The organism is Prevotella sp. E13-27, assembly GCF_023217965.1.
GTDB lineage: Bacteria > Bacteroidota > Bacteroidia > Bacteroidales > Bacteroidaceae > Prevotella.
The window spans coordinates 1,089,300-1,110,477 of the sequence record NZ_JALPSC010000002.1; the positions used below are offsets into that span (position 1 = coordinate 1,089,300).

A 21,178-nucleotide genomic window follows, 5' to 3' on the forward strand; every position below is an offset into this window, starting at 1 on the left:
GAAGAGAAAACGGTTTAAAGCGCGAGAATCTTCTGCATCATAACTGCCTGACGATAGTTTTTCCCATCGAAAAGCCAGTCGGGCAGTTTTGCTGTCTTCTGGAAACCATATTTCTCAAATAATGAAAGCGAGGCAACGTTATCTTCATCGATAATGACATACAGTTGATGAAGATGAAGAACAGAGCAGCAATAGCTAGTTATCTCATTAAGGACAGACATGCCGTAGCCCTGATTTCGATAGGGTTTCTCAATGATAAGCCCCAACTCTGCCCTATTGTTTCGGGCATCGAAATTCGTAAGGTCAACAACACCTATGGTTGTCTTATCCTCATCCTCAATAATCAGTCTCACCTGTCCGTCGGCATAGATGTCGCCAGTTGCATTGGAAATGTATTCGTGAAGCAGGAAACGTGAATAAGGAACATTTGTGGTGCTGATGTCCCACAACTCCTTATCGTTCTCAATACGATAGAGCAAATCCAAATCTTCCGGCTCAAGTGCCCGTAGCTTCACGTGCTTCATAACAGTACTGATTTATGTTAGGGATAATTATTATGAACCAACGATTACCTCGGTAGGAGTAATCAGTATGTGATTGCGACGACTATAAGTACCTATATTGAAGCTGCCGGCATGTTTGTTGGCATGCTTAATAATCTCTTCGTAGCTGAACATCTCTGTATCATAGACAAGAACATCGCAAGGCTGAATGTCGTCAAGCGACTTGCAGAACGAGGCTTCAAGACCCTTGCGACGTGCTATTTTCTTACACTCGCCCAGCATGCCACTGGAGCCTACGAAACAGAAAATCGTAGAGAAACCCTCGTTAAACGTCAAACCAAGCTTCTTGTGAAGGTGTACATATTCCATAGTCAACAAAGCCAGGAAGGCACGAAGGTAGATGGCAAGCTTGATGGGAATGGTAATAAGGAAAGACAGGTGACCATAGTGCTTGCGGAAGAACTTTATCATTGCCTGATAGAACACATGGACATAACGGTAAGACGTCTTTTGGGTTGACTCTCCCTTGTAATGCAAGATGTTTGCAGGAACATACCAGTTCTCATAGCCAGCCTTCAGTATGCGATAGGAAAAGTCGATGTCCTCGCCATACATGAAGAAGTCCTTGTCGAGACCGCCTATCTTGTCAACGACCTCTCTGCGAACCATGCAGAACGCTCCGCTGATAATCTCAATCTGTCCAGGCTCATCCCAAGAGAGACGGCTCATATAGTAGCGAGTGGAAAGGCCAAGCATCTTAAGCAACGACACGAAAGGCGTAGGAATGGCGCGACGCGACTCCTTTGCGAGACTACCATTGGAGTTGTGCATCTTAACACCTACTCCACCTGCTTTAGGATGGCTCTCCATGAAGTCTAAAACAGTCTTTATGGAGTTTTCGCCAACGATGGTATCTGGATTGAGAAGAAGTATATAATCGCCATCAGACTGGCGAATAGCCATGTTGTTGGCTCGCGCAAAACCAAGGTTATAGCTACTCTCAATAATCTCCACTCTGTCTTTCAGACGATTGTGAAGATAATGCACGGAATGGTCGCGCGAATCATTGTCGACGATGAATATCTCAGTATCAATATTCCTCGTGGCTCGCTCTACGCTGTTGACGCATTGCTCAACATAGTAGCGCACGTTATAGTTGACTATGATAACACTAAGCTTCATCTCTGCTCTTCAAAATGAGTTTCGTTATAGAATCGCTCCTTTGTGGGATAGATGAAAGGACTCGCGAGCAAGGCTATTGTGGCAAGCCAAGCATAAGAGCTGTTTCCAAAGCACATGTAGGAAACTATGTTCAATATGGCTACGCCTTCTAACATAGCAAATCTAACTATGCTGTATTCGCGGAATTTTGCTATCGGGTCGGCAATAAGCTTTTTCTCAATCATCTTTATCTTTGGAAGACGAAGCGAAAGATATATTGCGCCAAGAGTAATAATGACAAGACCACTCTCAAAAGCGAAATCGAGTGTTGGGGCATCTACAGTTATTGAAGAAGAGAACATGTCACCAATGACGAACTCTACTATGGCAAAAAATGTCAACACTCCGCTGAATAATGCGTAGAATATTGTCTGTAGCGTTTTTATCTCATTATCTATCATATTGCGAATCGTTATAATTGTCTATACATATTTTTATATTACTTTCCATTGAATGGCGTTCGATTGAGTATTGAGCGTCCAAGGGTTATCTCGTCAGTATATTCAAGCTCATTGCCAACGCTAACACCACGGGCTATAACGCTAAGCTTAACATCGTAGTCGGCAAGCTTGCGAAAAATGTAGAAATTGGTGGTGTCGCCCTCCATCGTAGGACTAAGGGCAAGAATGACTTCTTTCACCCCACCCTCCTGAACACGAGCTACAAGGGAATCAATCTCGAGGTTCGAGGGGCCTATTCCGTCCATAGGCGAGATGATGCCACCAAGAACATGGTAGAGGCCCTTGAACTGCTGGGTGTTCTCAATGGCCATCACGTCCTGAATATTCTCAACGACACATATCGTAGATGAATCTCGACGCGAATCGCTACAGATGGAACACACATCGGTGTCGCTTATGTTATGGCAACAACGACAGAACTTCACCTCTTTCTTCATAGTAGAGAGGGCGCTGACAAATTTCTCCACATCATCGTCTGACTGGCGCAACATGTGAAGCACCAGACGAAGAGCCGTCTTTCTTCCTACTCCTGGAAGTTTGGCGAACTCCTGAACTGAACGTTCCAACAGACGTGAAGGATATTGTTGCTGCATCTCTATTTTTTATCTTTTTTTTGTCAATATCTATTTTATTTCTTTGTAGCCTTAAGGAAGCTTTATGAACTATTTAGAGCGTTTTCTGAAATTTTAAAATGCTTTCTGAAACTATCGGGAACAGCCTAAGCAAACTCCGACAGCTCCAGCCATCTCATGGATTTCTCGTCTAACGTATCAGTAAGAACAGGCAGTCGCTTGCTCAGAGCAGTCAGCTCATCTACAGCGAGTGTGCCTGAACAAAGGGCATCCTCAATATGCTTCTTCTCCTGCTCGAGCTCCTCAATTTCTTTCTCCAACTGCTCAAACTCGCGCTTCTCCTTGAAAGTGAGTCGGCGTGGACGAGCATCTGGCTGTTTCTCTCTCGTTGCACCACTATTGTCTTCACTTGCTGACGACTTTGCCTTGGTGGTCTCGTCCTTGGGTTGAAGCGTCTCCCACTCTCTGTATTGCGTATAGTTGCCTGGGAAGTCTTTCACGACACCCTCGCCTCTGAAGACGAGAAGGTGGTCAACGACCTTGTCCATGAAATAGCGATCGTGAGACACTACTATGACACAGCCAGGGAAATCCTGAAGATACTCTTCAAGAATCTGAAGCGTAACGATATCCAAATCGTTGGTAGGCTCGTCGAGAACAAGGAAGTTTGGATTGCGCATGAGAACCGTACATAGATAGAGCTTACGGCGCTCGCCACCTGACAGCTTATAAACATAGTTATGCTGCTGCTCAGGTGTGAAAAGGAAATGCTGAAGGAACTGGCTTGCCGTGAGATGGCGTCCAGAACCTAAATCAACATATTCGGCTATCTCGCGAACCACATCGATGACTTTCTGCTGTTCATCAAACTTCAGACCTTCCTGAGAGAAATAGCCGAAGCGAACGGTGTCGCCAATAACGATACGTCCCTCGTCGGGCTGTTGCAAGCCGAGAAGCATCTTTATGAATGTTGACTTGCCTGTGCCGTTGTTTCCAACGATGCCCATCTTCTCGAAACGCGAGAAGTTATAGTAGAAGTCCTTCAGAATGGTAATCTCAGAACTGCCGTCTTCACCATTGCTCACAGAAGTGGGGAACTTCTTCGAAATATACTGACACTCGAAAATCTTCGAACCAATATACACATTAGATGCCTTCAGTCGCACCTGACGTTCCTCAATCCTTGACTTGGCGATACGCTCAAGCTCGTAGAAAGCATCTTCGCGATACTTCGCCTTGTGGCCTCGAGCCTGAGGCTGACGGCGCATCCAGTCCAACTCTGTGCGATAAAGGTTGTTGGCACGAGCTATCTCTGCCCTACGATTATCAATACGCTCCTGACGCTTCTCAAGATAGTAGGCATAATTGCCACGATAGGTATAGATGGTGCGGTCATCGAGTTCAAGAATGACGGAGCACACACGATCAAGGAAATATCGGTCGTGGGTAACCATCAACAGAGTCTTGCGCCCTCTGTTAAGGAAGCCTTCAAGCCACTCAATCATCTCAAGGTCGAGATGGTTGGTAGGCTCGTCAAGAATCAACAAGTCGGGCTCCTGAATAAGCACATGAGCAAGAGCGACACGCTTCTGCTGACCACCAGAAAGCTGTCCCATAGGCTGTTGAAGATCACGAATCTTCAACTGGGTCAGAATCTGCTTTGCCTTCAACACCTTTTCGGCATCCTCCGAATGGTCGAGGTCAAACGAGCGACCATAGGCAGAGCGGAAGCAGGCATCGAGCACTCGCTCTTCAGGATCGAAGACCGGCGATTGCTCAAGCATGCCAACCTTAAGGTCACGACGGAAGATGATGGAACCTTCGTCATAGCCTTCCTTTCCAGACAGCAGGGAGAGAAGCGTTGACTTGCCAGTACCATTCTTGGCAATGAGTCCCACCTTCTGTCCTTCTGCTATGGAGAAGTTTATGTTTTCAAAAAGAAGTAATGACCCAAACGATTTCGTTAGGTTCTGGACATCTAAGTATGGAGTTTCCTTAGGCATAGAACTTCAACCAAACCGAATGGTATTAAGTGTTTGATAATTCTTTGTTTATCTGCTCAATATAATCGAGAACCTCGTCGCGCCCCTGCTTGCTGTCGGAAGAAGTAATAAAATAAGGAGGCATCTCTTCCCAAGTCTCAAGCATCTTCTTCTCATAGGCCGCAACATTTGTCTTTACTTTTGAAGCTGACAACTTGTCGGCTTTTGTAAAGATGATGGCAAACGGAATGCTCGATACTCCTAACCAGTTAATGAACTCAAGGTCTATAGCCTGAGGCTCCAAGCGAATGTCAACAAGCACAAACACGTTGACAAGCTGGTCGCGACCAAGGATATAGCCACGAATCATCTGGTCAAGGCGTGCCACCTCCTTCTTTGAACGCTTGGCATAGCCATAGCCTGGGAGGTCAACAAGATACCACTCCTTATTAATAATAAAGTGGTTTATGAGAAGAGTCTTGCCTGGAGTAGCCGATGTCTTAGCCAGCTTCTTGTTGCGAGCGAGCATGTTTATAAGGCTCGACTTTCCAACATTAGAACGGCCGATAAAGGCATATTCAGGCTTAGTATCTGCAGGACACTGAGATACCATTGGGGCTGACAATACAAATTCTGCCGTTTTAACTTCCATAAGAATAAACCTTGAGTTTTAACTAATTAGATTTTGCGTTCTTACCAAACGCCTCGAGTGTTCTTACTAAACGCTTCGAGTGTTCTTACTAAACGCCTTATGAGTTCTTACCAATCACTTTTAGGTTTCTTGCCTATATAATCTATAGTCATCTTATACGGTCAAGCGAACGCACAAGCTTCTCGTCTGCCAGAATGCCTTTGCGTGCCATAAATGAAAGAATTATAGCACATGCAGGAAGTACAGCTGGCCAACAAAGAACCATGTTTCCTCCTGTCTGCTGTGGCAATACAGCCAACCCGATGTACCACAACACAAGCAGTATGATGTTTACCATGCAAAGGGCGGCCTGAAGCTTGCGCTTCATGTAGAGGAAGATTGTGACAACGCTTAATACCGAAGATGTCAATAGGCATACAAAAAGAGGGGCTGACAGAAAGGAATGATTTCCCTGTCCGTCAGTCAACCACAGATTGTATATACGAGCAAGCTCACTTCCACTATCATTGTATAATGCAGCCACTTGTGTTGACATGCAAATGACAGTAAGTATGAGAGCTACGAGCAAGAATAGCGTTTGCTTGCGTTGAATCATAGAATCTTAGCAAATGAAAACTAACAGTGTCTTATGACTCTTATGCTTCAGCAGCCTGGTTCTCCTGCAGAGGATCGCGGAAGTAAACCTTACCCTCAATGAACTCCTGAGTAGCGAGAAGTGTTGGCTTTGGAAGCTTCTCGTAGTAACGAGATATCTCTATCTGCTCGCGATTCTCAAACACCTCGTCAAGTGAGTCGTTGTAAGAAGCAAACTCAGCCAGCTTCTTAGAAAGGTCTTCCTTTATCTGAACTGAAATCTGGTTTGCGCGCTTTGCGATGATGACAACGCTCTCATAGAGATTGCCTGTCTCATCACACAAATCCATAATGTTGTGGGTAACGGTGTTAACCGGAGCTTTTGATTTCTTGTAATCCATGTCTTCTAAAAATATATTAATCCTTTGTTATTTTTTTACACTTTGCAATGTATTTCTCTGCCAGTTCCTTATCCTTGGAATCAGGAAACTCGTTGATGAAGCCGTAGCACTCGTCCTCAGCATCTCTGTAGCGCTCAAGCTGCTTGTCGCGAGTTGAGTTCTCAGCAAGATAGAACTTGCTCTTCATGATGAGCAGCGAGAAGTCTTCACGCCATTTCGAGAACGGATAAGTCTTCAAAGCGTTCTGAGCTGTAACAATACATGAAATATAGTTACTCTCAGTTCCAGAGTTCACATTTCCGAAATAGCCTCCAAGATTATAGTAGAGCTTTGCTGAAAGCAGTTCTTTCATAACCAGCTTGTCCTGCAATTCCATGAGACGATTCTGCGCAGTAGAGCGCAGCTTAGAGTCTGGAAAGAAGTCGAGGAATGTCTGATATGCGCTGATTGCTCCTATGGTTGGTGTCTGGTCAAGACGAGGCTCTGGAGCACCCATATACAGAGACTGACCAACATAGAAGGACGCATGCTCTGCATAGATGCTCTTCGGATAGGTGGTATAGAACTTACGGAAAGTCTCTGACGCAGTCTCGTAGTCCTTGTTCATATACTGCGACATAGCCAGCATATAAAGAGACTCCTGAGCTTCGTCAGTACCTTTCTTCAACGTTATCAAATCAATAAGCAGATTTTCCGCATTGCCATATTTGCCTTGTGCAAAGCACTGCTTTGCATACTCGTAGCGAAAATCATAGTCAGTGGACTTGTAAACCCTGTTCAACTCGTTAGCACATCCTGAAACAAGCAGAGCGAAACAAGCTATGATGAAAATACTATTCTTCATTTTTCTACAAATTAGCGTGCAAAATTACTTATTTATTCTCGAAAAACAAAGCGTTTTATAGTTTTTTTAACCGCTTGAGCACTAGTTTTCACAGATTATATGTAATTTTGCAGACGATTTAGTGTTTATGGATTTCAAACTTACTTCAAAATACAAGCCAACAGGTGACCAGCCAGAAGCCATACGCCAACTAACTGAAGGACTGAATCGCAACGAGCGATCACAGGTGTTGTTAGGCGTTACGGGCAGTGGTAAGACTTTTACTATGGCTAACGTCATAAACAACTATCAACGCCCCACTCTGATACTCTCACACAACAAGACTCTTGCTGCACAGCTTTATGAGGAAATGAAAGGCTTCTTTCCAGAAAACGCGGTAGAGTATTATGTTAGTTATTATGACTATTATCAGCCTGAGGCCTACCTTCCTCATACAGACACTTACATAGAGAAAGACTTGGCAATAAATGAAGAGATAGACCGCCTCCGTCTAAGAGCTGTATCTAGCTTATTGTCAGGTAGAAAGGACGTAGTCGTTGTATCATCGGTTTCATGCATTTACGGCATGGGATCACCTGTTGCATTAGAGGAAAATATTATAGAAATCCACGTCGGCGAAATACTTAGTCGCAACGCTCTTCTTAGAAAACTCGTGCAGGCTCTATACACCAGAAACGACATCACTCTTGAAAGAGGAAATTTCCGTGTGAAAGGTGATACTGTTGACATTTACATGGCATATAACGAGACTGTTCTGCGTGTAGTTTTCTGGGACGACGAGATTGACTCCATTGAAGAGCTTGACCCTTTAACTCTTCAGCGAAAGGCTTCCTTTAAGGAATACAAGCTCTACCCTGCCAACCTGTTCATGACTACTCAGGAACAGACCAACAAAGCCATTCACGACATACAGGACGACCTGACTAAGCAGATTGAATTCTTCACAGAAATTGGAGACGACATAAAAGCTCAGAGAATAAAGGAACGCGTGGAGTACGATATGGAGATGATTAAAGAGCTTGGACATTGCTCTGGCATTGAGAACTACTCGCGCTACTTCGACGGACGCCAGGCTGGCGAACGGCCTTATTGTCTGCTCGACTTCTTCCCTGACGACTATCTGCTTATCGTAGATGAGAGTCATGTGTCAATACCACAAATCGGAGCGATGTATGGTGGCGACAGAGCGAGAAAGACAAATCTCGTGGAATATGGCTTCCGTCTGCCTGCAGCTTTCGACAACCGTCCACTCACCTTCGAAGAGTTCCAAGAACAAATTAATAAGGTAATATATGTTTCTGCCACTCCTGCTGACTTCGAGCTTCAGGAGGCTGAAGGTGTAGTCGTAGAACAAGTGATACGCCCCACAGGACTGCTCGACCCAGAAATAGAGGTGCGTCCGTCAGAGAATCAGATTGACGACTTGCTCGAAGAGATAAACCTACGCATAGAGCGCAAGGAGCGCGTTCTTGTTACCACGCTTACCAAACGAATGGCAGAGGAACTTACGGAGTTTCTGATGAATCACGGCATTCAGACGGCCTATATTCACAGCGACGTCGCAACACTTGACAGAGTAAAGATTCTTGAAGACCTGAGAAACGGAGTATATGATGTGCTCGTCGGTGTCAACCTTCTTCGTGAGGGTCTTGACCTGCCTGAGGTGTCACTCGTTGCAATCCTCGACGCTGACAAAGAAGGATTCCTTCGCTCTCATCGCAGTCTGACACAGACAGCAGGAAGAGCAGCAAGAAACGTTAATGGAAAGGTAATAATGTATGCTGACAGAATAACTCAGTCCATGCAGCTCACTATTGACGAGACTAATCGTCGTCGCGTTAAACAGTTGCGCTATAACGAGGAGCACGGCATTACTCCTACTCAGATTGTCAAGTCGCTGAAACAGAGCGTATTGTCTGCCGACGACCGTGCCGACATCAAAGAACTCAAGCGCTCGTTCAATACTGGTTCTTCAAACAGCAGCATAGCAGCCGACCCAATCATAGAACACATGACGAGGCCTCAGATGGAGAAACTCATCATCGAGACTACGAACAAGATGAAAGAGGCTGCCAGACAAATGGACTTCATACAAGCAGCCCAGTATCGAGACGAGATTATACGTCTGAAAAACGAGCTTGAACTGAAATAGAGAAAACTGAATGAAGAAAGACTCGAAATAGAAAACAGTAATAATAAAAACTGAAATAGTAAGAATACACATTATTAATATAAAGAATCATGGCTGATCAAAACAATACCCCAACAAGCAGACGTCGTACACAGCGCCAACAGCCAGTTGACAACACCTATGGACACCTGCAGCCACAAGCCCTTGAAGTGGAAAAAGCTGTACTTGGTGCACTTCTGATAGACAAGGATGCCTATGCTGTTGTCTGCGAGATGCTCTATCCGGAAAGCTTCTACGAGCCTCGCAACCAGATGGTCTATGCTGCAATACGCGACCTTAGCATAGAAGAGCGTCCTGTGGATATGCTCACCGTTACAGAACTTCTAGCACACAAAGGACAGCTGGAAGAAGTTGGCGGACCAGCATATATTGCAGAGATTTCGTCGAAGGTTGCTTCAAGTGCACACATCGAGTATCATGCTCACATCATTGCACAGAAGTTCCTTGCACGTCAGCTCATCTCGTTTGCAAGCGTAATAGAGACAAAAGCTTTCGACGAGACTATCGATGTTGACGAGCTGATGCAGGAAGCCGAGGGTTCTCTCTTCGAGCTTTCCCAGAAGAACATGAAGAAGGACTACACACAGATTGACCCTGTAGTAGCCCAGGCGTTGAAAGTCATTGACCAGGCAGCTCAAAACAAAGGCGGCCTCACAGGTATCCCAAGCGGCTACCACGATCTTGACGACAAGACCAGTGGATGGCAGTCAAGTGACCTTGTCATCATTGCTGGACGTCCTGCGATGGGTAAAACGGCATTCGCTCTTTCTATGGCCAAGAACATAGCATCAGACCATAAAGTGCCTATTGCCTTCTTCTCATTGGAAATGTCTAACGTACAGCTTGTGAACCGTCTCATATCAAATGTCTGCGAAGTGTCTGGTAAGAAAATTCTAAACGGACAGCTTCAGCCTGACGAATGGGACCGTCTTGACAAACGTATCAACGGACTACTTGGCGCCCCTCTCTACGTTGATGATACGCCTGGTCTGTCTGTCTTCGAATTGCGTACTAAGGCTCGCCGACTTGTACGCGAACATGGAGTGAAGATTATCATGATAGACTACCTCCAGCTTATGAATGCCAACGGTATGCGTTTCTCATCACGACAAGAAGAGGTGTCAACCATATCTCGTTCGCTGAAAGGTCTGGCTAAAGAGTTAGACATTCCCATCATCGCCCTGTCACAGCTGAACCGTGGTGTTGAGTCGCGTGAAGGCCTTGAAGGAAAACGTCCTCAGTTAAGTGACCTGCGTGAGTCGGGAGCCATCGAGCAAGATGCCGATATGGTGCTCTTCGTTCACCGTCCTGAATATTATCACATATTCCAGGATGACAACGGACGTGACCTTCACGGAATGGCCCAGATTATTATTGCCAAGCACCGTAAGGGCGCTACAGGCGACGTGCTGCTCAACTTCCGAGGAGAGTTCACTCGTTTTGAAAATCCTGATGATGCCCATCTCAACAACCGTCCTGTCAACGATAACGGTGGAGAGATTATCGGCTCGAAGATTAATGGAGGCGATGGAGGCAATGTTCCACCAGACTTCAATACGCCTTTTGTGGGAGGCGACATGCCTATGCCAAACAATGACGGTCCTCTACCTTTTTAGTAGAAGACCGTCAGTCTTTTTTATACGTTTAAGGTTCACGTTTTATCACATATAAAAGGACGTGAATGAATTATCGTTTCAGTTGTTCGTTTTTCAGACTATTTCTTCAATGGAACAAGCACGCTGAACACAGAGCCTTCTCCGAGTACTGATTCGACCCTTACATCACCTCCCATTTTACGTGAGAAGTCTGCACAGAGCTGAAGTCCAAGTCCTGAACCTTCCTCACCACCTGTGCCATAGGTACTTTCACCCTTGTGGAAGATACTGTCTATACGTTCAGGTGCTATACCAACTCCGTGGTCTTTGACGCTAATCTTTGCAAAATCGCCCTCAACATCCATATCAATCTCTATAGTTGAGTTTTCAGGGCTGAACTTTATAGCATTGGAAATAAAGTTTCGCATTACAGTCTTGAGCATGTCGTTATCGGCTCTTACCACAAGCGGAGCATTAGTTCCACTAAGCTGAAGCTTTATTTTCTTTGTGACAGCAATCATCTCGAAGATGTCAACCACTCCTGGGATAATGTCTTTCAAGTCAAGATCCTGCAACAAAACATTCAGTCGGCCAGTCTGACTCTTTGTCCACTTCAACAAGTTATCAAGCAGATCGTGACAATCTTCCGACTCCTTGTTTGCCTTGTCAAGCAGTTCAAACAACTCAGGACCAATCATCTCTGGCGTCATAGACGATACCAACAAGTTCAAAACCATTCTTATGGAAGCCATTGGCGAACGAAGGTCGTGAGCTATGACAGAATACATCTTGTCACGATTGTTGATTGTAGCACGCAACTCATCATTCTGTTTCTGGATGAGTCGCTTAGCAGCCACGAGTGTAATCTGGTGCATTACGCGCACCACGAGTTCTTCCTTGTTGAAAGGCTTAGTGAGGAAGTCGTTTGCACCGACTTGGAAACCGTGAACGAGGTCACTCGGATTGTTCAGAGCTGTAAGGAATATGATAGGAATATCAGCAGTAGCTGGGTCTTTCTTTAGAATCACAGCTGTATCGAAGCCGCTGATATCAGGCATCATGACATCAAGAAGAATCAAGTCGGGTTTTTCTGTCTTTGCCTGTTCAATACACATATTTCCGCAATTGGCAGTACAAACCTGGAACTTCTCGTTTGTCAGCAATATCTTCAACAGCAAGACATTACTGACAACGTCATCTACGATAAGGATTTTATAATCAGAACGGTTAATTTTCGACTCCAGTTTTTCTTCCATTGGATTTCAATTGGTTAGCAAGTTGAATTTTTTTAATTGCAAAATTAGCGCAATTATTTGGAAACTCCAAACAAATTGCGCCAATTTTTTATCTAATAAAATAATTTTGTTACGATTTTCCTATTATCAGAACAATTGTCCAACCTGATATACTGTTGCCGATACCACCCATGCAATTAAAGTGGTATAACATGCAGCAATCAAGGCCCAACGCCAAGAGCTTGTCTCGTTCTTTATTGCCACTATCGTTGCTACACAGGGGAAATAGAGCAGAATGAACAGCAGGTAGCAATAAGCGGTGAGAGGCGTCATGCCATCTTTTCTCATCAGTTCTCCAAGTGTGGTATAGCGATCAGCATCGTCGCTGAAGCTGTCGTCATCGGCAAAGGAGTCGTCACCACTATATAGCACACCAATTGTAGAAGCCACTATTTCCTTTGCTCCAATGCCTGTCACAAGGCTCACGTCAAGTTTCCAGTTAAAGCCCTGAGGAGCAAAGACTGGCTCTATGGTCTTACCTATCTTTCCTATGTAAGAGTGCTCCTGCTGTTGTTGTGTAGAGAGGCTGTCATCATGAGGAAAATATCCGAGTGCCCATACTATGATACTTGCCACGAGAATCACTCCACCCATTTTCTTCAAATACTCCTTACCTTTCTCCCAAGTATGTCGGCCTATTGCTTTTGCCGTAGGCCACCTGTAAGGCGGAAGTTCCATAACAAACGGAGTGTCACTTCCTTTTATAACAAATGTTGCCATCAGTTTGCTCACTATCACAGACATGACTATTCCCACCATATAAATAGACAGCATGACCCATGACCTGTATTGTACAGAGAAGAATGTTCCTACTATCATTATATAAATAGGTAGGCGTGCAGAACAGGACATGAACGGAAGTATCATCATTGTTATCAGACGCGAGCGCCGGCTTTCTATCGTTCGTGTAGCCATCACCGCAGGCACGTTGCATCCGAATCCCATGATGAGTGGAATGAATGATTTTCCGTGAAGTCCCATCTTGTGCATAAGGCGGTCCATGATGAAGGCAGCCCTCGCCATATAGCCAGAATCCTCCATGAGCGAGATGAAGAAGTATAATATCAATATCTGTGGCAGGAATACCACCACCGACCCGACTCCTGCTATTGCTCCATCTACAACCAGCGAGCGCAATGGGCCTTCAGGCATTGTGCGCCCTACCCAGTCTCCAAGCCACGCCACGAAGGCTTCAATCCAGTCCATCGGATATTGTCCTAACGAGAACGTGGTGTGGAACATGACGTACAGTATGAGAAAGAATATTGGGAATCCGAAATATTTATGCGACAGCACATTGTCTATGATATGTGTTGCCTTATATGTATCGTTCTTCGAACCTGTAGTATAACCCGCTTCAGTGAGAGCACCGTTTATGAATCCGTATTTGGCATCCATGATGGCAGTCTCAGCATCTGTGCCTGTCTCCTCAAGCACACGACTTGCTGCATAGGAGCGTGCCGCATTAAGCTGCTTACGGTCTTCTGGACGATTCTCGTCGTTCATGTGCTGTCCCACATAATGCTCTACATCATGGTCGTTCTCAAGCAACTTTATGGCAAGATAGCGTGTAGAATAGCTTTGTGTGATATGTTCGTCGGCTTTGAGATATTTCTGCAGATGCTTTATTCCGTCTTCTATCTCGTGACCATAGTTTATGTGCAGGTGGCGAGCAATTTTGTTCTTGCCCTCATATACCTGAATGATGACCTTGAACAGGTCTTTTACTCCCATTCCAGTCTTAAACGATGTTGGTACTATTGGCATTCCGAACAATGTTCCCAATGTTGTGAGGTCAACATTATCGCCACGCTTCACGAACTCGTCGTACATATTGAATGCTCCCACGAGCCGCATGTCCATATCAACGAGCTGCGTAGTGAGATAGAGGTTTCTCTCAAGATTCGTGGAGTCAATCACGTTTATGACTACATCTGGCAGTTTCTCGTTCAGGTACTTGCGCACATAGAGTTCTTCAGGAGAATAGCAGGATAGTGAGTAAGTACCTGGCAAATCAACGAGGTTGAACTCATATCCATACATCGAAGCGTGGGCTTCTGAAGCATCGACGGTAACGCCTGAGTAGTTTCCAACATGTCCGTGTGCACCGCTGGCATAGTTGAACAGCGAAGTTTTTCCGCAGTTAGGGTTTCCTATGAGTGCTACATTTATTGTTCGGCGCTGGCGCAGAGCCTCGTGTACATGCTGTTTCAGAAGGTCGGCTTTTTCGCAGTCATCAGCCTCGACAACCATTTTTTCTGTCTGGGTATCGTTTTTCAAGAGTTCTTTCACGACAGCAGCATCAGCAGCCACCGAAGTGGAAGCCACCACTTCAATCATTGCTGCCTCCTGATGTCTCAGCGACACCTCATACCCCATAATCTTGTATTTCACAGGATCGTGAAGAGGAGCATTCAGCAGCACTTCCACCTGCTTGCCCTTCACAAAGCCCATCTCAATTATTCGCTTTCTGAAGCCACCGTGGCCTTGAACCTTCACGATGATTCCTGTCTCACCCGTCTTTAAATCTGAGAGTTTCATAAACTTCTACTGTTATATCGTCTGCAAAGATACATCTTTTATAAATAATGGCCGATAAAACAAGCGCAGTTTTATCGACCAATACCTAAAAATGATGATGCCAATTAAGCAAAATAGTATTCGAGATAGAGAATAACGAGACCTACAACGAAGCCAGCGAGAATCTTTGGTGTCAGATTACGCAGATACCACGAAATTCTGATGCGCTCCATCTTCATCAGCGCTATGCCGCTTGTAGAGCCGAACAGCAGCAGACATCCTCCGATGGCTGTGCAGAATGCAATCAGCGTCCAGTAGATTCCGTTCTGTGCAAAGATGCCGTCACTCACAGGGAAGAACGATATATTCGTCATAGCGACAGTAAACGTATCAACAAACGATGCGAGCAGTCCTGACATGAAAGCTATCACCCACACATGTCCTCCGAAGACGGAGAAGATTGTGTCAGCAATATCGCCCAGCACACCTGTCTCTGTCATAACTCCCATTGCGAGCATTATGCCCATTACGAAAAGCATCTGTTGCAGAGCGCCGTACTGTAACGCCTGTGGTATTCGGCGCTGTATCATCTGGTCGGCTTGCATCAGCTTTCTGTTGAACGCCTCATTGACAATCCACAGCAGCGACAATATGCACAGAGCTCCAAGGAATGGCGACAGCTTCGTAATGTTGTGGAATGTTGGTATGAACCATAGTCCGCAGATGCCAAGAATAAGCATCAGCGCACGCTGCCATCTGTTCAGTCTTGTATCGTTGCCACGATAAGGCGCAGGCCCCCACTCTGTTGCTATGCGGTCAGGCAACTGGTAGTTGATTAGTATTGTAGGCACTATCCATGCTGCGAGTGCAGGTGCTGCGAGATAAGCTGAGAAATGAGTAGCCGTGATGGCACCGTCGCACCAGAGTATCAGTCCTATTGGATCGCCGATAACGGTGAAGCATCCTCCTGCGTTAGCAGCCAATACGATGGCTGAACCTATAAGCAGGCGCTGCTGACGATTTGTCACGATGTCGCGCATTATGACGAGCATCAGCGTCGCTGTGGTGAGGTTATCAAGGTTTGCCGACACTATGAACGTTGCAAACGTGATGGTCCATAGCAGACGTTTCGAGTTACGTGTGCGAATCCATTCCTTGATGAAGTCGAAACAGCCATTGTTGTTCAATATCTCGACTATGCTCATCGTTGCTACGAGGAACATCACTATCGATGCTGCCTTGCCCACATATTTCAGGAAGATGTTATCATGTATGAAATACTTTACAGTATCACTTGTTGGCTGACTTCCTGCAAGAAACTCTGTGTAGTCCTCTTCATAGAGTCTCATGACGAAGTCAGAACCCCAGCATACATACACCACCCATCCGGCGGTGCCTATGAACATTGCCACAGCAGCCTTGCTTACACCAGTGAAATGGCTGGTCGAGATAAGCAGATAGCCGAAGACGAGTAGCAATACTATGATTAGTGTCATATTCTATGTGTTATAGTTTAATTATTGGTCAGCGTTATTTCTTATGTTCAATGTCTATTACGTTCAGTTCGTCAGCAAGAACGGTGTTTTCAAACACAGCCTTTGCCTCGTTCAAAAGTACATTCTCGTCAGTATATCGCGAGCTGTAGTGTCCTATGAGCAATTTTCCAACTTCTGCGTCGCGTGCCGTCAGAGCAGCCTGTCGCGCTGTCGAGTGACAATATTTCTCTGCCATCGCAAGATTATCGTCTGCATAGGTTGCCTCGTGATAGAGCAGGTCAACGCCCTTGATTGCTTCTGCAAGCTGCGGCATATACTTGGTGTCGCTGACATAGGCATAGGATCGTGGCTGTTCGGCAGGAAAGACGAATCGCTCGTTGGGTATCACTGTACCATCACTGGCGATGAAGTCCTGTCCGTTCTTAATGTTCTGTATCTGCGACACAGGCACCTCAAAGCAGTCTATCATGTCGCGGCGTATGTGTGGCAGCGACGGTTTCTCGCGGAAGATGAAACCAGAGCAAGGAAGGCGGTGCTCCAATGGCAGAGTCTCTATGGTAAGCGAACGGTCTTCATAGATGACAGCCTGTTTGGTAGTGTCAATGGCGTGGAACTCTACTTCGTAGCCGAGGTCGCGACAGAATGTTGACATCATCTGAAGAAGAATTTTCTCCAACCCCTTGTCGGCATAGACATGCATCTTTGCCGTTCGTCCGAGCAGCCCAATAGTGCTGAGCAGTCCTATCAGTCCGAAGCAGTGGTCGCCGTGCATGTGAGAGATGAAGATATGTCCTAGCTTCGCGAATGACAGCCCTGCGCGTCTCATCTGCAGTTGCGCACCTTCTCCGCAGTCAATCATAAACAGCTTGCCACGACAGTCCACCACCTGACATGTTGGCAGATGGTGCATCGTAGGCAATGCGCTTCCACATCCAAGTATGCTTAGACGAAATGGCTCCATATTCTATGTGATGATAGATTAAAAATACATGTCGGCTTCAGCGTCATCGTCGAGCTTCACATCCACATCGTCAAGTTCTTCGAAGTCGGGCACCTTTCCTGGGCGGTTAAATTCGAAGACCTGTTCTGAGTTGCGATATGACAGCGAGTCGTCAGATAGGAACAGAAGTGTGTACAGTTCGCTTTCCTCAAAGTCACCACCACCTTCTCTGACGCTGGTCAGTTCGAACTTTCCGTTTATCAAGCGCCAAGTCTTGTAGATTATCGATCCCTGGTTTATGCCTTCCACAATACCGCCGTCATGAATACTGAATCCCATGACTGAAGAGCCGTCAAGCGGATTCGGCATCACCCAGTCCCCCATGAGCACATTAAGGTTTACTAACCATTCTGCGCGATTCTTGGCATCGTTTGCGAGAACTGCCATTCTGTCACCAATGGTAAAACCGCCAAACAATTTGTTGTTTTCCTCGGCATCCATGAGGTTAAGGTGAAGGGTGTCGCCATTGTCAGAAATGAGCTGCATCACGTGCATTGTTGAACCATCACTGCAAACGCCATAGATTGTTGAGTCGCGACGCTGGCGCTCAACATTCTCAGCCCACTGGTTTCCATCTTCCGAATCACCTGACGTTGCAGATTTCTTCTCGCCACAGGCTACACACATGAGTGCAGCAAAAAAGGCAAATAGTATTATCTTTTTGTTCTTCATAACTCTTGTTGTTTAGCTTCATTCCACAGGGCATCCATCTCTTCGAGAGTCATCTCCGTAAGCGGTTTTCCCACGCGGATGCTATGTTCTTCTATGTATGTGAAGCGACGAATGAACTTTGCATTAGTCTTCTCAAGGGCATTGTCTGGATTGAGCTTGTAGAGGCGCGCTGCATTGATGAGCGAGAATAGAAAGTCGCCCAGTTCTGCTTCCTGCAACTCGCGGTTCTTGGCGTCGGATGGGTCTTTTCTCAGCTCTGCCTCAAGCTCGCCGAGTTCCTCTCTCACCTTGTCCCACACATCTTCTTTCTTCTGCCAGTCGAAGCCCACGTTGCGGGCCTTGTCCTGTATGCGGTATGCCTTGATGACACTGGGCAGGGCAGCAGGCACTCCTGAAAGCACACGCTTGTTACCGTCTTTCTCCTTCAGTTTTATCTGCTCCCAGTTCTGCAGCACTTGGTCGGCTGTCGTTGGGTTCTGGCTTGCCATCTGCTCTGTGTTGTAGATATGCGGATGGCGGAAGATGAGCTTGTCGGTCTGCTTCTGAAGCACGTCGTAGATGTCGAACGCTCCGTGTTCCGATGCAATCTTTGCGTAGAAGCAGAGGTGCATCATCACGTCGCCCAGCTCTTTCATGGTATCATGCTCATCGCCACGGCTCAGTGCGTCGCAAAGCTCATAGGTCTCTTCTATTGTGTTGGGACGCAGGCTTTCATTGGTCTGTTTCCTGTCCCACGGACATTTTTCGCGCAGCTCATCGAGCACGTCGAGCAGTCGTCCGAAAGCCTGCATCTGTTCTTCTCGTGTATGCATTTTCAGTCTGTTGTTGCAACGAATTATTGTGTTTTCGTTATCGTTATCACTTCTTCACCTCTTCCCATCTCATCACAGCACCGTTGCGGCGTGCTGGGTCGGCTCCCTTGAAGTCCATTGAGTATGGGCTGCCTGTTGTGGGACTCTTACCAACATAGGTATGAGTGCGTAGCGACATGAGCATGAACTCTCCGTCGAGATAGTCCTGCCAGAGGAACACCTCTGCCTTGCTGGCGTCATTGGTGAGGCGCACGTCGCCTGGCAGTCCGAGTCCTGACACCCACACATAGCGTCCGTCTTCACACTGGAGCGCTACGCATCCACGACCCTTGTCTATGAGTCGGAAGTGAGTTCGTGGTGAATTGTCGCGTCTGTCTGTGTCGTACATCAGTCCATGATCCAGAGCATTCATGGGTCGGCCTGTGGCGAGGTTCACTATGCGTATGGTCTTTCCGTAAGGAATGTTCTGCGAGCGGTCTGCCTTTGGCTCTGCTACGGTGAAGTTGTCGAACTCGGCATATCCGCCGTTCTTGCCGTTCTTGTTGAAAGCAAACAGAGCGTGGCGTGAGCCTTGGAAGGTAATGAGCTGGTATGACAGCTTCATAGTGTTTCCTACAGGATAGAAGTGCTCGCCATCGATGGAGTATGAGTACTCAGCCTGGTTCTCATCGTAGTTACCGAATACGCGCAGCCATATCTTTCCGTTTGCCAAGTCAATGGGAACGTTTACGGTGTCGTTATTTGCCTGTTCGAAGCAGCGCAGGGTGAGTGTCTTGCCGTCTTTCACCACTCCTATCCAAGAGCAAGGCACATTGATGTTTCCAAGACCTGCCACGTCGCCGTCTTTCATGCCTTTGGTATAGAGCTCCACGGTTGTCACGCTTGTAGGACCAATGACGCGCTGTGTCAGCGAGTTGCGAGACCACATGAGCTGGTCGGCAGGCATGGTGTTAAGTCTCAGGCGACCTCCCTTGAGAGCCCACATCTTGTCGTCAGGATTATGGTTCCACTGCCACACGCGTCCAAGTTTCTTGCCGTCAAAGTTCTCGTTGCGCTCGTAGGGGGCGTGAGCCACAGCATCCTGCTGAGCGACTTTGATGTTTGGCTTGAACCAAGTGCGAGGAGCGCGTCCGAGGTTTCCCTCCAGTCCGAGGAATGGCCACCCGTCTTTCCATGTTATTGGAGCCAGCGTTGTGGTGCGTCCTATGGAGTGGAAGTCCATCATCAGCAGCGCCCACCACTGTCCGCTCTGGTCTTCCACTATACCGCCTTGATGTATGTTTGTGCATGCCGTAGCGTTCTTGTCGGCTGTAGGTATGCCGAACTTCGTTCCGTCGGGCATTATTCGTCCGCGAACCTGGGTGATGGGTGCTGCGTGGTAGCCGAAAGTCTCATCGGCTGTTATCACTATCGTCTCATATGGTCCCCAGATGCTCTTCGAGCGCGAGCAGAGAGTGCGGCCGTTAGGCTTATAGTCGGTAGAGATGAGGTAGTACATGCCATTGATTTTATACATGTGGTGGCCCTCGCCTACTGCGCTTCCCTTGGGAATGATTATGCGGTCGGTCTCTTCCTTGGGTCCGCTCATGTCGGGCTTAAGCTCCGTGCAGTGAACCTCACCATAGCCATGGATGGCATAAATCTTTCCGTCGTCGTCGAAATGAACTGCGAGGTCATAGATTTTTCCCTGCAGATTATGGTGTGTCCAGGGGCCGTGTATGTCTTTCGCCGTGTAGCACTGGAGCCCCTTGCCGTTGACATTAGAGAATACATAGAACTGTCCGTTGGCATAGCGGATGCATGGTGCCCAGATGCCCTGTCCATAGACTTCCTTCTTGTTCTTCAGCGAGAAAGCGTCGTCGTTGAAGTCGAAGCGGTCGAAGCAGTAGCTGATGTTCTCCCAGTTAACAAGGTCCTTGGAGTGAAGAATCACGAGACCCGGAACAGAGTGCATCGTTGTGCCTGCCAGATAGTAGTCGTCGCCTACTCGCAGTATGTCGGGGTCGCTGAACTCGTCGTAGAACAGAGGGTTTGTGAAGGTACCATTGCCATTGTCGGCAGTCCACGATGCGGTCTGAGCGTTGGCCGTAGTGCATGTCATTGCTGTCAATGCAATAGCAATAGCACGGAGATTTCTGATTAGGGTTTTGTTTGTCATTATAGTTCCTGATTTTAAAAACGTTGGCAAAGTTACGAAAAAATGAGAGAAGTGCAAAAGGAAAACCAAGTTTTTCTTTTCACTTCCGAATGCAAAGTAAGTTCTGCGAAGCAAAAGTTACGAAAAGTCGGGCGAAACACAAAGAAACTTGTTTCTTTTTTGGCGAGACAGAGATGATTTTCATAGTGAAAGAGTTGTTTTAAAGGGTTTCAGACTGGTTGTTAGCGTTT

The 21,178-nt window shown here is 46.6% G+C and carries 18 protein-coding genes; 2 read left to right on the forward strand and 16 right to left on the reverse strand.

Features of this window, described 5'->3' with window-relative positions; all coding sequences use genetic code 11:
* Positions 1 to 14: 14 nt before the first annotated feature.
* The 9 genes from M1L52_RS13720 to M1L52_RS13760 all read right to left on the reverse strand — a co-directional run bounded on the left by M1L52_RS13720 (position 15) and on the right by M1L52_RS13760 (position 7,209).
* A complete protein-coding gene (locus M1L52_RS13720; protein ID WP_248615601.1) occupies positions 15 to 524 on the reverse strand; it encodes a GNAT family N-acetyltransferase in 510 nt (169 codons plus the stop codon).
* Between the two features lie 30 nt (positions 525 to 554).
* Positions 555 to 1,685, reverse strand: coding sequence for a glycosyltransferase family 2 protein (locus M1L52_RS13725; protein ID WP_248615602.1), 1,131 nt, complete (start codon positions 1,683 to 1,685; stop codon positions 555 to 557).
* The gene (locus tag M1L52_RS13730; RefSeq protein WP_248615603.1) at positions 1,682 to 2,125 is read right to left on the reverse strand and encodes a hypothetical protein; all 444 of its coding nucleotides are present in this window, start codon (positions 2,123 to 2,125) and stop codon (positions 1,682 to 1,684) included. Before M1L52_RS13730 ends, M1L52_RS13725 begins: the two co-directional genes overlap by 4 nt.
* A gap of 38 nt (positions 2,126 to 2,163) precedes the next feature.
* On the reverse strand, positions 2,164 to 2,778 hold the full coding sequence (gene recR / locus M1L52_RS13735) for a recombination mediator RecR (RefSeq protein ID WP_248615604.1): 615 nt from the start codon (positions 2,776 to 2,778) through the stop codon (positions 2,164 to 2,166).
* Positions 2,779 to 2,903: 125 nt separating this feature from the next.
* Positions 2,904 to 4,760, reverse strand: a complete 1,857-nt coding sequence (gene abc-f, locus M1L52_RS13740) for a ribosomal protection-like ABC-F family protein (protein ID WP_248615605.1) — start codon at positions 4,758 to 4,760, stop codon at positions 2,904 to 2,906.
* A 25-nt stretch (positions 4,761 to 4,785) separates the two neighbouring features.
* Positions 4,786 to 5,391 carry a ribosome biogenesis GTP-binding protein YihA/YsxC gene (yihA, locus tag M1L52_RS13745; RefSeq protein WP_248615606.1) on the reverse strand — a complete coding sequence of 202 codons (606 nt, stop codon included), beginning with the start codon at positions 5,389 to 5,391 and terminating at the stop codon, positions 4,786 to 4,788.
* A 148-nt stretch (positions 5,392 to 5,539) separates the two neighbouring features.
* The gene (locus M1L52_RS13750) at positions 5,540 to 5,986 is read right to left on the reverse strand and encodes a DUF4293 domain-containing protein (protein ID WP_248615607.1); all 447 of its coding nucleotides are present in this window, start codon (positions 5,984 to 5,986) and stop codon (positions 5,540 to 5,542) included.
* Positions 5,987 to 6,026: 40 nt separating this feature from the next.
* Entirely contained in the window at positions 6,027 to 6,365 is a 339-nt protein-coding gene (locus M1L52_RS13755; RefSeq protein ID WP_248615608.1) for a DNA-directed RNA polymerase subunit omega, read from the reverse strand.
* A 16-nt stretch (positions 6,366 to 6,381) separates the two neighbouring features.
* The gene (locus tag M1L52_RS13760; protein ID WP_248615609.1) at positions 6,382 to 7,209 is read right to left on the reverse strand and encodes an outer membrane protein assembly factor BamD; all 828 of its coding nucleotides are present in this window, start codon (positions 7,207 to 7,209) and stop codon (positions 6,382 to 6,384) included.
* Between the two features lie 127 nt (positions 7,210 to 7,336).
* Between M1L52_RS13760 and uvrB the strand changes: the two genes are divergently transcribed.
* Both uvrB and dnaB read left to right on the forward strand, forming a co-directional pair.
* Positions 7,337 to 9,361 carry an excinuclease ABC subunit UvrB gene (uvrB, locus tag M1L52_RS13765; protein WP_248615610.1) on the forward strand — a complete coding sequence of 675 codons (2,025 nt, stop codon included), beginning with the start codon at positions 7,337 to 7,339 and terminating at the stop codon, positions 9,359 to 9,361.
* An 89-nt stretch (positions 9,362 to 9,450) separates the two neighbouring features.
* Entirely contained in the window at positions 9,451 to 11,016 is a 1,566-nt protein-coding gene (gene dnaB, locus M1L52_RS13770; protein WP_248615611.1) for a replicative DNA helicase, read from the forward strand.
* Between the two features lie 98 nt (positions 11,017 to 11,114).
* Here dnaB and M1L52_RS13775 read toward each other — a convergent pair whose 3' ends face one another.
* The 7 genes from M1L52_RS13775 to M1L52_RS13805 all read right to left on the reverse strand — a co-directional run bounded on the left by M1L52_RS13775 (position 11,115) and on the right by M1L52_RS13805 (position 20,948).
* Positions 11,115 to 12,239 carry a hybrid sensor histidine kinase/response regulator gene (locus M1L52_RS13775; RefSeq protein ID WP_248616087.1) on the reverse strand — a complete coding sequence of 375 codons (1,125 nt, stop codon included), beginning with the start codon at positions 12,237 to 12,239 and terminating at the stop codon, positions 11,115 to 11,117.
* 138 nt (positions 12,240 to 12,377) lie between these two features.
* Entirely contained in the window at positions 12,378 to 14,831 is a 2,454-nt protein-coding gene (feoB, locus tag M1L52_RS13780) for a ferrous iron transport protein B (RefSeq protein ID WP_248615612.1), read from the reverse strand.
* A 104-nt stretch (positions 14,832 to 14,935) separates the two neighbouring features.
* The gene (locus M1L52_RS13785) at positions 14,936 to 16,306 is read right to left on the reverse strand and encodes an SLC13 family permease (RefSeq protein ID WP_248615613.1); all 1,371 of its coding nucleotides are present in this window, start codon (positions 16,304 to 16,306) and stop codon (positions 14,936 to 14,938) included.
* Positions 16,307 to 16,340: 34 nt separating this feature from the next.
* Positions 16,341 to 17,267 carry a ribonuclease Z gene (locus tag M1L52_RS13790; protein WP_248615614.1) on the reverse strand — a complete coding sequence of 309 codons (927 nt, stop codon included), beginning with the start codon at positions 17,265 to 17,267 and terminating at the stop codon, positions 16,341 to 16,343.
* Between the two features lie 18 nt (positions 17,268 to 17,285).
* Positions 17,286 to 17,978 (reverse strand): lipocalin family protein, encoded by a 693-nt coding sequence (locus M1L52_RS13795; RefSeq protein ID WP_248615615.1) that lies wholly within the window; start codon positions 17,976 to 17,978, stop codon positions 17,286 to 17,288.
* On the reverse strand, positions 17,975 to 18,790 hold the full coding sequence (gene mazG, locus M1L52_RS13800) for a nucleoside triphosphate pyrophosphohydrolase (protein WP_248615616.1): 816 nt from the start codon (positions 18,788 to 18,790) through the stop codon (positions 17,975 to 17,977). The genes M1L52_RS13795 and mazG overlap by 4 nt, the downstream gene beginning before the upstream one ends.
* A 46-nt stretch (positions 18,791 to 18,836) precedes the next feature.
* Entirely contained in the window at positions 18,837 to 20,948 is a 2,112-nt protein-coding gene (locus tag M1L52_RS13805; RefSeq protein WP_410896788.1) for a glycoside hydrolase 43 family protein, read from the reverse strand.
* Positions 20,949 to 21,178 lie beyond the last annotated feature (230 nt).